The 15,357-nt window shown below is 57.3% G+C and carries 10 protein-coding genes; 7 read left to right on the top strand and 3 right to left on the bottom strand.

Annotated elements, in window-relative coordinates; translation table 11 throughout:
• Window positions 1–370: 370 nt before the first annotated feature.
• Both QP977_RS02305 and QP977_RS02310 read right to left on the bottom strand, forming a co-directional pair.
• Entirely contained in the window at window positions 371–2,248 is a 1,878-nt protein-coding gene (locus tag QP977_RS02305) for a vWA domain-containing protein (protein WP_070546916.1), read from the bottom strand.
• Window positions 2,249–2,737: 489 nt separating this feature from the next.
• Window positions 2,738–3,853 (bottom strand): branched-chain amino acid aminotransferase, encoded by a 1,116-nt coding sequence (locus QP977_RS02310; protein WP_070546919.1) that lies wholly within the window; start codon window positions 3,851–3,853, stop codon window positions 2,738–2,740.
• Window positions 3,854–4,075: 222 nt separating this feature from the next.
• On the opposite strand from QP977_RS02310, the gene QP977_RS02315 reads away from it, so the two are divergent.
• The 7 genes from QP977_RS02315 (at window position 4,076) to QP977_RS02345 (ending at window position 14,783) form a co-directional block, all read left to right on the top strand.
• Window positions 4,076–5,614: a leucyl aminopeptidase gene (locus tag QP977_RS02315; RefSeq protein ID WP_070566890.1), complete on the top strand. Its 1,539-nt coding sequence runs from the start codon at window positions 4,076–4,078 to the stop codon at window positions 5,612–5,614.
• A 173-nt stretch (window positions 5,615–5,787) separates the two neighbouring features.
• On the top strand, window positions 5,788–7,803 hold the full coding sequence (gene sucB / locus QP977_RS02320) for a 2-oxoglutarate dehydrogenase, E2 component, dihydrolipoamide succinyltransferase (RefSeq protein WP_088611598.1): 2,016 nt from the start codon (window positions 5,788–5,790) through the stop codon (window positions 7,801–7,803).
• 569 nt (window positions 7,804–8,372) lie between these two features.
• A complete protein-coding gene (locus tag QP977_RS02325; RefSeq protein ID WP_016423042.1) occupies window positions 8,373–9,998 on the top strand; it encodes an inorganic phosphate transporter in 1,626 nt (541 codons plus the stop codon).
• Between the two features lie 152 nt (window positions 9,999–10,150).
• Window positions 10,151–10,954 carry a lipoyl(octanoyl) transferase LipB gene (lipB, locus tag QP977_RS02330; RefSeq protein ID WP_049170215.1) on the top strand — a complete coding sequence of 268 codons (804 nt, stop codon included), beginning with the start codon at window positions 10,151–10,153 and terminating at the stop codon, window positions 10,952–10,954.
• A 9-nt stretch (window positions 10,955–10,963) separates the two neighbouring features.
• Complete coding sequence (gene lipA, locus QP977_RS02335) at window positions 10,964–12,022, top strand: lipoyl synthase (RefSeq protein WP_016423044.1); 1,059 nt, start codon at window positions 10,964–10,966, stop codon at window positions 12,020–12,022.
• 93 nt (window positions 12,023–12,115) lie between these two features.
• A complete protein-coding gene (locus QP977_RS02340; RefSeq protein ID WP_069359204.1) occupies window positions 12,116–12,895 on the top strand; it encodes a DUF4191 domain-containing protein in 780 nt (259 codons plus the stop codon).
• A gap of 268 nt (window positions 12,896–13,163) precedes the next feature.
• Window positions 13,164–14,783, top strand: coding sequence for an aspartate:alanine exchanger family transporter (locus tag QP977_RS02345; RefSeq protein ID WP_172954657.1), 1,620 nt, complete (start codon window positions 13,164–13,166; stop codon window positions 14,781–14,783).
• A gap of 2 nt (window positions 14,784–14,785) precedes the next feature.
• On the opposite strand, the gene QP977_RS02350 is transcribed toward QP977_RS02345, so the two are convergent.
• Complete coding sequence (locus tag QP977_RS02350) at window positions 14,786–15,304, bottom strand: RDD family protein (protein ID WP_016423046.1); 519 nt, start codon at window positions 15,302–15,304, stop codon at window positions 14,786–14,788.
• Between the last annotated feature and the right edge of the window lie 53 nt (window positions 15,305–15,357).

Below are 15,357 nucleotides of genomic sequence, written 5' to 3' on the forward strand. Positions count from 1 at the left end.
AGCTATTCTTTGGTGATTTGTGGTGTGTGGTCTGGGGTTATGGTGGCATGCGGACACACTTTTCTTTACTTAACCCTGGGTTCAGTGGGGTTTGGGTTCAGTAGGGGCTAGTGACTGCGATTATGGCTGGCGGCGGTGGGTCGATCCGAGTTACTGACTGCGTTTATGTCAAAAATGGCCTGAAAAATGGCATGAAAGTGTCATAAACTCACACAGTTTCACATCTGCAGCCCATAATTCTTGGAGTTGTCAGTTCTTGCGGCTAAGTAGCAAAAAATGTGCCCGCCAGCGATACGCCAGGCGGACACACTTTTGCTGCCTTCCCCACCCTGCCCCCCTTGCTCAGGAACTTCCTGATCTTACGGTTTGTCTACTCCTTGCGCTTCTTGTTCTGGTAGACGATCGCGCCGGCAATGCCGATAAACACGGCGACCACTGCTACAACGGTGCCAATGACCAACGGGCTCATGCCCTCATCTTCCATGTCCGACGAGGATGCGGATGCCTGAGAATCCGTATCCGAGGAGTCAGATTCATTCGACGCATCTTCTGACGAGTCCTTTGACGATTCCTGTTCCGGCTCTCCCTTGGCCAGAATCGGCTTATCGGATGGAGTCGGGCCGTTCTTGTCAGTCGGTCGCCAGTCAGGCCCCTTAGTTGGCTTGTTGTCCAGGAGGAATGCGAGCTGGAACGGCTGATCGATGCCACTGACCTCTTCATCCGGGCGATAGTTAGCCATTCGGACAGTCGCGTAGTAGTAGCCGGCGTTGGCTACAGGTCGTCCTCCAACATTAGATTCTCGGTTGTTGTATTCGACCGGACGATCTGTTGACAAGTTCAGGTCCTCGGAATCCTGATAAAAGTGCATTGTTCCATCCGCCACGGAAACCTCGAATGGATTCAACAGCGCAACTCCCATGGAATCGGCATTATCGCGCTCCGAATTTCCAGTGCGGGCAGCAATCACTGGTCGCTGACCCCACTCGACAGGGATCTTGTAGAACTTCTGTTCACCGGGCACGATTGTGTCAGAGATGTTATCCCCAGATTTAACTTCCGGCGCTTGGGCTGCGTTATTGCCACCGTTTACGGGCTTGGCCTCTCCAAAAGTGGCCTTTTTGTAGGCTTTGTCGCCGGTCGAAGAAGACCGCCCCTCATTTAGTTTGTCAGCATCCTGCTTCTTCAGGACTGGCTCAAACTGGACGCTAACCTCGACCTTCACCGGTTCATCACGATAGTCCGCTACTGAATCACCGTCATAGACCCACACGTTATTTGCGACGAGCCACTTGGTTTGATCGCAACTGGATTCGATGCGGTCACTATCCCATGCAAGAACGCTTGCATCGGCCGAAGTTGGAGTCCACGAATCGGCACTAGCTTCGGCGCCAGTCAGCGACCCCATACGACCGTCGTCCTGGCATTTTCCGCCAGTTTCATTGATGATTTCGTCAACTTCAGTTCGGACATCCTGCTGGCCCTTACCCTCAGCATCGATATTCGCTAACACCTTTGAGGTAACAATCGCGTTGTGTCCCTTCGGCACCGCGATTCGGTAGTAGAGCGGGGTGCGATCGTGCTGGGCAACCTCTGGCACTAGCGTCGTCTGGTACTTGCCCTCGCCGAGCCATTTCGCGCCCTCCTTAGTCTCGGAGAACTCGAAAGGAGTACCCGTGGTTTCGTAGCCCTGCACTGACCGCTGAGTTAAGAACTTCATGTGGTCTGCGAGCTGGGTGGCATCGTCCGCAGTCATGCTTTGACCGCCAGTTGCCTGCGCAACACACTCAAGCTCAGCGCGAGCCTCTTCATCGACCTTGAATCCCACGGTGTGAATCGTCAGGCCAACACCCTGCCCCGCCAATTCTTTCGCAACCTCACACACCGGTGGCGGCGCGCAGGTGTCGATACCGTCAGAGACCAAAATAATTGACCGCTCACCGTCTGAGCCAAGCTCATCAGCCGCCTTACGCAGTGCATTGCCGATCGGCGTATAGCCCTGAGCTTCCAACCCGGCAATCCTGCTCTTCAGGCCTTCTTTGTCGACCTTTTGGACAGGCGACAGCACCTCGATGTCCTGGCAACCACGTTCGCGGTTGGATTCATCACTGGATTCGCGCTGGCCATAAACCAGCATGCCAAGCAGCGCATCATCCGGGAGGGAGTCAATCAGCTCCGTGGATGCGCGCTTTGCCGCATCGAGGCGGGTGCCTCCGGCGTCGTCGGCAAGCATCGAACCAGACAGATCCATGATTAGCTCTGCTTTTGCTTCGCCCGTACCCCCTTCGCCCGTAGGAGCGGGCTGTTCCACCCCGGACGGCGAAGGCGAATCTTGGGCTGCCGCCACCGGAGCCGGAATCGCACTAAACCCAATCGTCCACGCAGCCAACAACAGAGTGACAACGATGGTTACCCTTAGGCGCTTTGAACTACTTGACGAAAAACTATCTTTAAAAAAGTCTTGAACTACCACCATCACAGCGCCTCAAACTGTTTTCCCAACTACAAAAATCAATCGTGTTGGTAGTTTTTCACAGTGACCCCGGTCACGCTAGAGGTGTTTTTAACGGCTAAACAAATGCCGCCTGAACAATTCATGAACCATGAGAAAATCGCACAGCCGTTGGGGAGCCAGCAAAGCAAAAACGCAGCCCCTGAACAGCGAATACTGAACAGGGGCTGCGAAAGTACTAATTCTCGTAACCACTATTAAATTATTCTTTGCCAACCTACGCCGAAACTAAGCCTCAACGAGCTTGTAAATCCAACCGTGGGTGTCCTCAACCTCGCCGTGCTGGATACCGGTCAGGCGCTCGCGCAGCTTCATGGTCCACTCGCCGGTCTCGCCACCGTTGATCTCGAACTCGCCCTCAGCGGACTTCACAAAACCGACCGGGGTGATGACTGCAGCGGTACCGCAGGCGAACGCCTCGCTCATGACACCGGAAGTGGCATCATCCTTCCACTCCTCGGTGGAAATGCGACGCTCCTCGACATTCATGCCCAGATCCTGAGCAGCCTGCAGCAGCGATGCCCGAGTAATGCCCGGCAGCAGCGAACCAGACAGCTCTGGAGTCACCAGCCGAACACCAGCGTCAGCATTCTCATCCGGGTAGATGAACGCCAGGTTCATGCCGCCCATCTCCTCGATGTACTTGCGCTCGACAGCGTCCAGCCACACAACCTGGTCGCAGCCCTTTTCCTCTGCCTGCTGCTGAGCCGCCAGCGAAGCTGCGTAGTTACCTGCGAACTTCGCAGCACCGGTGCCGCCCGGCGCGGCACGCACGTACTCGTGGGAGATCCACACGGTCACCGGGTTAATGCCACCGGAGAAGTACGCGCCGGCAGGTGAAGCGATGAGCAGGAAGGTGTAAGAGTTCGACGGGTGCACGCCCAGGGTGCTCTCGGTGGAGAACATGATTGGACGCAGGTACAGGGATTCTTCGCCACCAGCTGGCGGCACCCATGCTGCATCGGCTTCAACCAGCAGGCGGATTGCCTCGAGGAAGGTCTCCTCCGGCAGCTGCGGCATTGCAATGCGGTCAGCGGAGCGCTGGAAGCGACGGGCGTTCTGCTCCGGGCGGAAAGTAACAATGGAACCATCCGGCATGCGATACGCCTTCAGGCCCTCAAAAATCGACTGCCCGTAATGCAGGACCGAAGAAGACGGCTGCATTTCAATCGAACCGTATGCCTGCAGCTTGGCGTCATGCCAGCCCTTGTCTGCAGTCCAGTCAATTCGGACCATGTGGTCGGTGAAGTGCTTACCAAAACCAGGGTTGCCCAGAATCTCCTCACGCTCGGCATCAGAGAGTGGATTCGGGTTACGTTCGATTGCAAATTCCAAAGCAGACATGTCTTTCATCCTAAACCGTCGAGGATCGAGTCGTATCAATACTCGCCCCCGAAAGACCGTGTTAGTCAGGGCAATGTCAGCGTCGCGGGCACTAGGCGCGGGTACATTCCAATAGTCGTGGCGCTGGCTCGTCAGTCCGCTGTCCAGGGGTGAAGGACACGAACCGGCAAATAGGGATACGGTGGTGTACCACATAGTACGACTACAAGGAGATGCAACTACATGTCAGTCCCCGCTAACAATGATTCGGCACAGCTCGGCGCTTCTCGTAACGCCGCAGTTTTGTCCAACTACCTGCCGGCTATCGGCACTCGCGTGGTCATCGCTGCCGACAAGTCTCTGCCCGCGGACGCCGACGCGGTTCTCGTCGCGCTTATCGACGGCGAGGATGGTCTCGAGCTGGTCGCACCCGAGGCCATCGGTTCGGTTGCAGAGCAGCTGCTCGCCTCCTTTGAGGCAGTCTCCGCCAGCGCTAAGGCCGAGTCCGTGACCACCATCCCGGCTCCTGCTGGCCTGGATGTCGACAGTGTCACGGGCGTTGGCGTGGGTTCTGAGGACCTGGATGCGGAAGACATCCGCCGTGCCTGCGGCGCCGCTGCCCGCCGTATGACCAAGGCCAAGGTGGTCTTTAACACTCTCGGCGCCATCGATCCGCAGGCTGCAGCCGAGGGCTTTGCGCTGGGCGCTTACGCTTACTCCGGTCAGAAGAGCACCGAAGAAAGCAACGAGGCCACCCAGAAGGTGGTTGTGTTGGGCGCTGATGACGACGTCGTAAAGCGCGCTTCGGCAATTGTAGATGCCGTTGCCACCGCGCGTGACTTCGTCAATACAGCATCGTCGCACCTCTACCCCGAGACGTTTGCTGACGCTGCTGCAGCGCTGGGCCGTGACGCGGGGCTCGAGGTCGAGGTGCTTGACGACGACGCTCTGCGCGCCGGCGGTTTCGGAGGCCTCAATGCCGTGGGTGGTGGATCCTCGCGCGGGCCGCGCCTGGTGCGCCTGATCTGGAAGGGCGATGAGTCGGCAGAGAATTCGCTGGGCCTGGTCGGTAAGGGCATCACCTTTGATACTGGCGGTATTTCGCTGAAGCCGGGCGCCAGCATGGAGAACATGATCTCCGATATGGGCGGCGCTGCGGCTGTTATTGCCACAGTCGTCCTGGCTGCTCGCCTAGGTGTATCCACCCCGGTGACCGCAACTGTTCCAATGGCGGAGAACATGCCGGGTGGTAAGGCGTACCGTCCGGGCGACGTCATTACGCAGTACGGCGGTAAGACCATTGAGATTCTGAATACCGACGCTGAGGGCCGCCTCGTACTCGCAGACGCCATTGTCCGCGCCTGCGAAGACAAGCCGACTCACCTGATTGACACCGCTACCCTGACCGGTGCGCAGCTGGTCGCTCTTGGCGAGCGCACCCCGGGCGTCCTGGGTAACGACGAGTTCCGTGACCGTGTTGCAGAGCTGTCTCAGAGCATTGGTGAAAATGGTTGGGCAATGCCGATTCCAGTTGAGCTAGCAGAGGCCCTGAAGTCGCCGGTGGCTGACCTGCGGAATGTCACGAACTCTCGCTTTGGCGGTATGAGTGTTGCAGCTGCATACCTGCGCGAATTCGTTGGCGAGGATGTTGAATGGGTTCACATCGACGTTGCCGGTCCGGCCTTCAACACCACCGGGGAGTATGGTTATACCCCGAAGCGGGGCACTGGTGTTCCGGTTCGGACGATGTTCTCTGTGATTGAGGATTTGGCAACGAAGTAGCCGGTCATCCGACTGCGCCCCGCCCGGCTGGAATCCTGGCTGGAATGAGCTATTCCACGCACCAGTCGAAAGCGGGCGCAGCCCACGGGGCAAGCAGAGTTTTCAACCTGTAAGCTAATTTGTAATAACCGTCTTAAAACGAGATTTCTTAACTTTTCGAGGAGTGCACAAACATGGCGACCTCTATTGAGATGCCGGAGCTCGGTGAATCAGTTACCGAAGGCACCATTACCACCTGGCTGAAGAAGGTCGGCGACACCGTCGAGGTCGACGAACCGTTGCTCGAGGTTTCCACCGACAAGGTCGACACCGAAATTCCATCTCCGGTCGCCGGTGTTCTCACCGAGATTCTCTTTGAAGAAGACGACACCGTCGATGTTGGCGAGGTCATCGCAAAGGTCGGCGAGCCGGGCGAAGAGCCGGAAGGCGCTGACGATTCCGCTGAGGAGACCGAGGAAGAGGCTCCGAAGGAAGACGCTGAAGAGCCAAAGAAGGAAGCACCGAAGGCTGCCTCCGGTTCCGCTACTGACGTTGAGATGCCGGAGCTCGGCGAATCCGTCACCGAAGGCACGATTACCACTTGGCTGAAGAAGGTCGGCGACACCGTCGAGGTCGACGAACCGTTGCTCGAGGTTTCCACCGACAAGGTCGACACCGAAATTCCTTCCCCGGTCGCAGGTACCCTGCTCGAGGTTCTCTACGATGAAGACGACACCGTTGACGTCGGCGAGGTCATCGCTCGCGTTGGCGATGCAGACACTGCTCCGGCCGCCAAGGAAGAGGCCGAGGAGGCATCTGCCGCAGTCGAGAAGGACGAGGAGCCAGTAAAGGCCAACGAGGAGACTGAGGAAGACTCCACTGACGTTGACGCTGGCGACGCTACTGACGTTGAGATGCCGGAGCTCGGCGAATCCGTCACCGAAGGCACCATCACCACCTGGCTGAAGAAGGTCGGCGACACCGTCGAGGTCGACGAGCCACTGCTCGAGGTTTCCACCGACAAGGTCGACACCGAAATTCCTTCCCCAGTCGCAGGCACCCTGCTCGAGGTCCTCTACGACGAAGACGACACCGTTGACGTCGGCGAGGTCATCGCTCGCGTTGGCAGTGGCCAGCCAAAGAAGGCTGCACCGAAGAAGGAAGCTCCAAAGGCTGAATCCAAGCCGGAGCCAAAGAAGGAAGCTCCAAAGGCAGAGTCCAAGCCGGAGCCAAAGAAGGAGACTCCGAAGGCTGAGGCTCCGAAGGCTGAATCCAAGCCTTCCGCTAACAAGGACGTTCCTTACGTCACCCCGCTGGTCCGCAAGCTGGCTGACAAGCACGGCGTTGACCTGACTAAGGTCGAGGGCTCTGGAATCGGCGGCCGCATTCGTAAGCAGGATGTTCTGCGCGCTGCCGAGGGCGGCCAGGAGACTACTGCTGAGTCCGGCTCCAACTGGTCCACCAAGGGCGTTCGCCCTGAGCTCGCTGAGCTGCGCGGCACCACCCAGCGTGTCAACCGCATCCGCGAGATCACCGCTGCCAAGACCCTCGAGTCTCTGCAGACTTCCGCACAGCTGACCCAGGTCCACGAGGCCGATATGACTGCCATCTGGGATTTGCGCGCTACTAAGAAGGCTGAGTTCGAGAAGAAGCACGGCGCAAAGCTGACCTTCCTGCCATTCTTTGCAAAGGCAATCGTTGAGGCTCTGGTCAGCCACCCGAACGTCAACGCTTCCTGGAACGAAGAGACCAAGGAGATTACCTACCACGAGCAGGTCAACCTGGGTATCGCTGTCGATACCGAGCGTGGTTTGCTCTCCCCGGTCATCCACAACGCTCAGGATATGTCCCTGCCGGAGCTGGCTGCTGCTATTGCGGACATCGCAGACCGCGCTCGCAACAACAAGCTGACCCCGAACGACCTGTCCGGCGGCACCTTCACCATTACCAACATCGGCTCCGAGGGCGCTCTGACCGACACTCCGATTCTGGTTCCGCCGCAGGCCGCAATGGTCGGCACCGGCGCGATTAAGAAGCGCGCAGTAGTCGTCACCGAGAATGAGGCAGATGCCATTGGTATTCGCGCCATGGTCTTCCTGCCAATTACCTACGATCACCGCCTGATCGACGGCGCTGATGCAGGTCGCTTCATGACGACCGTTGTTGACCGCCTCGAGGTTGCTAACTTCGAATCGGATCTGCAGCTCTAAGCAGCTTGCTCCCCTCCTGGGGTAGTAGCGCCGCGGGAATCTAGCTGGCTTGCTAGCAGGAGGTTCTGCCTCTTCCCTGCCCGCGTTAGTCGCACTTTGCGGCTGACGCGGGTATTTCTTTTGCCGCATTCGTCCCGCAGGTGAACCTAATCAGCGATTCCTTCAAATGCGCAGGCCCCCTATTCTTGGCTAGTGCTCAGATTTCACGTAGCCACACATAGCTAGCAAAGGCTCCATCGGCACAAAGAATTAACGTGCTGTTATTGCGCCGTTAAGCCATTAGCAGACAGCGGGAGGGTCGAACCGAAAGCAAAGCTGCAAGTAGCAAATGCGCATACTTTTTGTCCTGCCGAAATGCGAGAACACCACACACCCCCGCACACAGTTCCGGCTATCGCTTTCAGCTACACCGACGAGAGCTGAAGATAGCGATAATTAAATTCATTATTTGTTAACCTCGCCGTCACCTAGTTAGCAATTAGCCTTTACCAATCTAAGAAATCATTAGACAGCAGGCTTCTTTGGCGTGCCTATTTTTGCTCTCTGTACGTAACTTAGAAAGGTGGAGCATGTCCTCGGCTCCAGCGAATACTAGTTCGTCGACCGGGACCACATCATCTGAGCAATCGAGCTCCTCAGATAAGTGGTGGCACCTCTTCTTCGGCGGGCTTCTCGCAATCAACATCGTAATTTTTGTCTTCTGGGCTTATGACTTTGTGGGCCCGCAGGCAAATACGGCAATCCTTCTGATTACCATCGCGTTCGCCGTCTTCATGGCGTTCAACATCGGCGGTAACGACGTTGCTAACTCCTTCGGTACTTCAGTCGGTGCCGGCACCCTGAGCATGAAGCAGGCGCTTGTTGTCGCTTCAGTCTTTGAGGTTTCGGGCGCCGTCCTCGCTGGTGGCGAGGTTACTGACACCGTCCGTTCCGGCATTGTGGACCTGAACGCAATCCACGGTTTGGACCCGATGGAGTTCGCCTTCATCATGATGTCCGCGCTTCTCGGCGCGGCAGTGTGGCTCCTCGTTGCCACCCGCATGGGTTGGCCAGTCTCCACTACCCACTCCATCGTCGGCGGTATCGTCGGTGCCGCACTGACGGTCGGTTTCATCACCGGCAAGGGTGGCTGGAGCATGGTCCAGTGGGATCAGATTGGTCAGATCGCCGTTTCCTGGGTCCTCTCTCCGCTCCTCGGCGGTTTGGTCGCGTTCCTCCTGTTCGGCGGCATTAAGAACTCGATTCTCGTCTACAACGACAAGGCTTCCAAGCAGCTGCAGGCCATCCACCAGGAAAAGGCGGACCTCAAGGCGCAGCACCGCGACGACTTCGAAAAGCTCCCTGAGCACGATCAGATCTCGTACACCAACGCGATGCTTCGCGACGCTACGACGATGCGTGACAACGACTGGACTCCGGATGACCTGGAGTCTGAGTACTTCCGCAAGCTCGTCCACATCGAATCCAAGGTTGATGATGTCCGCGCTCACCGTGCGCTGGAAGCTTGGGTTCCGGGTCTAGCAGCCCTGGGCTCTATTGTCATCTCCGCGATGATGCTGTTCAAGGGTCTGAAGAACCTTCACCTAGGGCTTTCCAGCCTGGACAACTTCCTGATTATGGGCATGATCGCCACCGCAGTGTGGCTTGCCGTTTACATCTTCGCGCGTACTTTGAAGCGTCAGGATTTGGATCGTTCCACCTTCCTGCTGTTCAGCTGGATGCAGGTCTTCACCGCTGCTGCGTTCGCTTTCTCCCACGGCTCGAACGACATCGCTAACGCGCTTGGCCCGTTCGTGGCAATTCTGGATGTTCTCCGTACCAACGAGATCTCTTCCGAGTCCGGCGTCCCGCTGGCAGTCATGACCACCATGGGTGTCGCTCTCATCTCCGGTCTGTGGTTTATCGGCCGCTTCGTTATCAAGACCGTCGGATCCGGCCTGACTGAGATCCACCCAGCATCGGGTTTTGCCGCAGAGCTTTCCGCTGCTGTGGTCGTTATGATTGCTTCCCTGCTGGGTCTGCCGGTTTCCTCCACCCACATTCTGATTGGTGCCGTTCTCGGTGTCGGTATCGTTAACCGTGCCGCTAACTGGAACCTGATGAAGCCGATTGGTTTGGCCTGGGTTATTACCCTTCCGGCCGCTGCAGGTATCTCGGCAATCACCGTTTCCATCCTCCGCGTCGTCTTCGGCTAAGCCCACAAAAGCACGCCACTTTTACCCCGGCGGTCACTTTCTAGTGACCACCGGGGTATTTTTACGTCTGGCGCTATCCAAGTAAGTTTGGCGCTATCCAAGTAACAAGTAATCTGAGGCCTACAGAGTTTCGGCGTATCCTATAGGCCACCATGACTGCCCCAAGAAAACCTTTTACTCGCGCAGATAAATCCATTCGGGAATCAAGCTCCGACATCGAGATTCAACATCTCGGCCTTGTCGACTACGAAGAGACCTGGCACCTACAGGCAGACCTTGCTGCCAAGCGTGCGAAAGACCTAATTCCAGATCAGGTTCTCGTGCTTGAGCACCCGAGTCTTTACACAGCAGGAAAGCGCACCCAGCCGGAGGACCGTCCTACCAATGGGTTGCCGGTCGTCGATGTCGACCGCGGTGGCCGCATCACCTGGCACGGCCCGGGCCAGCTTGTGATGTATCCCATCATCAAGCTCGCTCAGCCGGTCGATGTGGTGGACTACGTCCGCAGACTGGAAGAAGCCCTCATTCAAACCGTTCGCCGAGCCGGCATCGCGGCTGCTGGCCGCATCGATGGCCGCTCGGGGGTATGGGTTCCCGCATCAAACGGACTGAGCGACCGAAAGATTGCGGCACTGGGAATCCGCGTGACCCATGGTGTAACCATGCACGGACTCAGTCTGAACTGCGACAACTCTATGGAGTTCTACAACTACATCATCCCGTGTGGCATCTCCGATGCTGGAGTGACCACCCTATCCCGGGAGCTTGACCGAAATGTTAGCGTGTCAGAGATGACAGAGCCGCTTCTGGCAGATTTGCAAGATGCTTTGGAAGGCCGTTTGACCGTTGCCGACCATTCCTTCGGCTCCGCGCCCGACCCCACGAAGGACCTGCCACACCGGGTGAAGCACAACTCCACCACCGGCATATTCGAGTACTCATCAACAAAAGAGTAGGATGAAACTGTGACTGTTAAGCCAGAAGGACGTAAGTTACTGCGCGTCGAGGCACGAAATGCCGAGACCCCTATCGAGAACAAGCCCCGGTGGATTCGCAACCAGGTTCGTCCGGGCCCCAGCTACAAGGACATGAAAAACCGTGTCTCGGGTGCCTCTTTGCACACGGTCTGTCAGGAGGCTGGCTGCCCGAACATTCACGAATGTTGGGAAGACCGCGAGGCCACCTTCCTCATCGGCGGCGATAAGTGCACCCGCCGCTGCGACTTCTGCCAGATTAACTCAGCCAAGCCCGACCCATTGGATAAGGATGAGCCGCGTCGTGTTGCGGAATCCGTCCGCGAGATGGGTCTTCGTTACGCCACTATCACCGGTGTCGCCCGCGACGATCTGCCCGACGGTGCATCCTGGCTCTACGCTGAGACCTGCCGCCAGATCCACGAACTCAACCCGAATACCGGAGTCGAGCTCCTTGTCGATGACTTCCGTGGCGACGAATCTGCAGCACAGCAGGTATTCGACGCCAAGCCCGAGGTTTTCGCCCACAACTTGGAAACGGTGCCGCGTATCTTCAAGCGCATCCGCCCCGCATTCCGCTACGAGCGTTCCTTGGAACTCATCACTCGCGCTCGCGAAGCTGGGCTAGTTACCAAGTCCAACCTCATCCTGGGCATGGGCGAATCCTACGACGAGATCATCTCCGCTATGCAAGATTTGCACGATGCCGGCTGCGATATTCTGACAATCACTCAGTACCTCCGCCCCACTCCACTGCACCATCCAATTGAACGTTGGGTTAAGCCGGAGGAGTTCGTCAAGCTCTCCAAGACCGCTGAAGAGATGGGCTTTGCCGGCGTCATGTCCGGCCCGCTGGTCCGCTCTTCCTACCGCGCTGGACGGCTCTACGCCCGCGCACTGGCGCACCGCGGTCAGGAGCTGCCTGCGCATCTGTCCGCGCTTGCCGACGACAACGACAACAACCTCGCGCTTCAGGAAGCCTCGACTCTGCTCGACCGCTATGGCGCATCGGAGGATACGCCAGTCACTTCGACTATTCCGGCTTCCTAGAGGCCGACGGCCGCAGCGCCGTCGTAAAGCGAAACGGCGCTACGGCGCGGTCTATTGCCTAAAACTACATCGCATGCCCTAAAGTTGGTGATTATGGCGACCAATGATGCGAAAGAAATGAAGAAGGCGAACCGCGCCGCCAAGCGCGCTCAGCGTAAGCAGACTCGTAGCCAGATGTGGCAGGCGTTTAAGCTGCAGCGCTCGCGGGACAACAAGCTCGTGCCTTACATGGCGCTGGGCTTCTTCGGTCCAATTATCCTGCTGTTACTGCTTGGTCTGCTCATTGGTGGAGTCTGGCCCTGGATTCTGACGATTATTGGTATCTCGATCGGCTTTATGGTCGCGATGTACATCTTCTCTAAGCGTCTTGAGGCGTCCTTCTACACAGAGGCGGAAGGCCAGGCCGGCGCTGCAGCGTGGACGCTGGACAATATGCGTCAGGGCGTTGGCTATGTCTGGCACGTCAAGACCGGTGTTGTCGCTAATCAGCACATGGATGCTGTTCACCGTGTTATTGGTAACGCCGGTGTTGTGCTGGTCGGTGAAGGTGATCCGAACCGCGTCAAGCAGATGATTGCTCGTGAGAAGAAGTCGCTGGCACGCATTGCGGGCGAAGCGCCGATTTACGACATGATTGCTGGTAGCGACGAGGGCCAGGTCCCGCCGAAGAAGCTGCAGCGCGAACTCATGCGTTTGCCGCGCAACCTGAATAAGGATCAGGCCAACGCTCTGAATGAGCGCATCCAGTCGATGGACCGTATTCGCGATGCGCGCGCGAACATGCCCAAGGGTCCAATGCCGAAGGGCGCTAACCCACAGGCCGGCATGAACCGTCGTGCGCGCCGTGCCGCCAATCGCGGCAAGAAGCACTAGAGGTTTTAGCTAGGTTTCACCAGGGTCGGTTGCTCGGGCAACCCGCCGAGGGGCAATCTAGGTTGAAGCAGAAAAAAGGGGCTTTCGGGCCCCCTTTTTTTTGTGCTTTAAAGCTTTAAAACGATGCCTAAAGCCATGTCTTCACACACAGTTATTGATGTCTTGTTGAAGTGATTGCTCTCACTTATCACGCTGTCAGCAAAGGTCGTATCCTTGCTGGAAACAATGCTTAATGAAGATTACTGCTAGTTGTGCCACCATGGGATATGTGCAACTCTTGGCTGAAAATGAACTCTTAGCGCTTCTAGTGATTTTGTTTCTTGGCCTGGCAATTGGCCAGATCAAGATCTTCGGCTTCAAGCTTGGCGTGGCTGCCGTCCTCTTCGTCGGCCTTATCCTCGCGACTATTGAGCCGGAAATTCAAATCTCCCCGTTGATTTACATCGTGGGCCTGGCATTATTCGTCTACACCATCGGGTTGGAGGCGGGCCCCGAGTTCTTCAGCTCGTTACGCTCGCGCGGTATCAAGCACAACCTGTTCGGCATTGGTGTGCTCGCAGTTGTCACTATCGAGTCTTTCTTGCTGATCAAGTTTTTGCCTATCGACCCGGTGGAGGGCGCAGGCGCCTTCACAGGCGCCCTGACCAACACCCCGGCTATGGCCGCAATCGTCGATGCTCTTCCTAGCCTCATTTCGGATAAGGGCGAGCTGGCCGCTGCCCACGATATGCCGGTGATTGGTTACTCCCTGGCCTACCCAATCGGCGTGCTGGCAGTGATTGCCTCTATCGGTATTATGTCGAAGGTCTTCCGCGTCGATCACGACCAGGAAGCTATTGACGCAGGTGTCGCCGCGCTTCCGCTACATACTCGGGACATCAAGATTCTCAAGGACGACCTGCCTTCCATCACTGACCTTCCGTCGAAGTTCGGTTTGGACATCACGGTTTCGCGCATTGAGTACAAGGGCCACCTCTACATTCCGTCTCCGGGTGACACTGTCTCCGTCGGCGATATTATTTCCGTCGTCGGTACAGAGGAAGAAATTGCTCGTGCCGCCGAGTACATTGGCGAGCTTATGCCGGGTGATCCGACACACGACGGTCGCCTGGACTTCCGTCGCATCTTCGTCTCTGCATCTGACGTGGTCGGTGTACCCATTGCGGAACTTCAGACTCGCATGGACGGCATAATCATTACGCGTATTCGCCGCGGCGACCACGACATCGTCGCAGAGCCAAACATGCGCCTAGAGCTTGGTGATCGCGTCCGCGTGGTTGCACCGCCAGAGAAAATCAAGGACGCAACAAAGTTCTTCGGCGACTCCTACAAGAAGCTTTCCGACGTCAACCTCTTGCCCCTCACCCTTGGGCTTACGCTGGGTGTCTTGGTGGGTCTCATCAAGATTCCGCTTCCGGGCGGCAGCTCGCTCGCCCTGGGGTCCGCTGGTGGTCCACTGGTTGTGGCGCTGATTCTGGGTGCTGTCGGTCGCACTGGCCCGTTGGTCTGGCCTATCCCCTACTCGGCCAACCTGGCGTTCCGCACCATGGGTCTAGCACTGTTCCTGGCAGGTATCGGCACCACTGCCGGTAAGGGATTCCAGGCTGCGTTGTCTGACCCGGCATCACTGACAGTTCTGGGTCTTGCCGCCATCATCGCGTTTAGCTCCGCACTGTTGACCCTCATTGTCGGTCACCGTGTGCTGAAGATTCCATTCGGCCAAACTGCGGGTATCCTCTCGGGCTTGCAGACTCACCCGGCAGTGCTCTCATACGTCAACGACCAGGCCAAGAACGAGTTGCCGGCAATGGGATACACAACGGTGTATCCAATGGCCATGATCATGAAGATTATTCTCGCCCAGGTCCTGGTCGTGTTGGTGCTATAGCGCTAACCCAAAATGACGGCCGTGCCAGTGGCACGGTCGTGCATGCCGCGCATATCCGAGTCGGTGATTGCTGGCGGCAGCAAGAAAAGAGTAAGCAAGCTGCGGAAGAAGGCACGAACAAAGCCAACTCGCTCGCCGGGCTTGTCCACGCGAGCGACACCCATCTTCATCATCCACTGGCCCGGAGTGCGGGCGAACAGCCAAACCGACACCGTGCCAATAATGAGGAAGACAACTGGCGAATAGGTCGCAAGGAATGACTGCCAGGCGATAAACGAATCCCCGAACTGGTCAATCTGCGCCTCGCTCGGGCCGAAGAACATCGAAAAAGCGCCGGCAATCATCAAGGAAATAATCCAGTCAATGAGAATGCCGCCGACGCGACGCATCAACGTCGCTTGCGATCCTGGGCCATCGGGGGCAAGACCCAATGCCTGGCCGGGATAGTCCGAGAGCTTGTCCGGATTATCGAACTCTCCCGGAATCTGAGGGCCATCTAGCCAACTGTGCTTTTCTTCCATGGGTTCATAGTCTAATGCAGCAATCCGGCTATCAAATCACGGGCTGGGACAGC

It is taken from the genome of Corynebacterium sp. MSK012, from assembly GCF_030232435.1.
Lineage (GTDB): Bacteria > Actinomycetota > Actinomycetes > Mycobacteriales > Mycobacteriaceae > Corynebacterium > Corynebacterium jeikeium_D.

Excerpts from the sequence above, each read along its gene's own strand:
- QP977_RS02305 (WP_070546916.1), bottom strand. The coding sequence starts at position 2,248 with ATGGATCTGTCTGGTTCGATGCTTGCCGACGACGCCGGAGGCACCCGC.
- QP977_RS02310 (WP_070546919.1), bottom strand. The coding sequence starts at position 3,853 with ATGTCTGCTTTGGAATTTGCAATCGAACGTAACCCGAATCCACTCTCT.
- QP977_RS02315 (WP_070566890.1), top strand. The coding sequence starts at position 4,076 with ATGTCAGTCCCCGCTAACAATGATTCGGCACAGCTCGGCGCTTCTCGT.
- sucB (WP_088611598.1), top strand. The coding sequence starts at position 5,788 with ATGGCGACCTCTATTGAGATGCCGGAGCTCGGTGAATCAGTTACCGAA.
- QP977_RS02325 (WP_016423042.1), top strand. The coding sequence starts at position 8,373 with ATGTCCTCGGCTCCAGCGAATACTAGTTCGTCGACCGGGACCACATCA.
- lipB (WP_049170215.1), top strand. The coding sequence starts at position 10,151 with ATGACTGCCCCAAGAAAACCTTTTACTCGCGCAGATAAATCCATTCGG.
- QP977_RS02340 (WP_069359204.1), top strand. The coding sequence starts at position 12,116 with ATGGCGACCAATGATGCGAAAGAAATGAAGAAGGCGAACCGCGCCGCC.
- QP977_RS02350 (WP_016423046.1), bottom strand. The coding sequence starts at position 15,304 with ATGGAAGAAAAGCACAGTTGGCTAGATGGCCCTCAGATTCCGGGAGAG.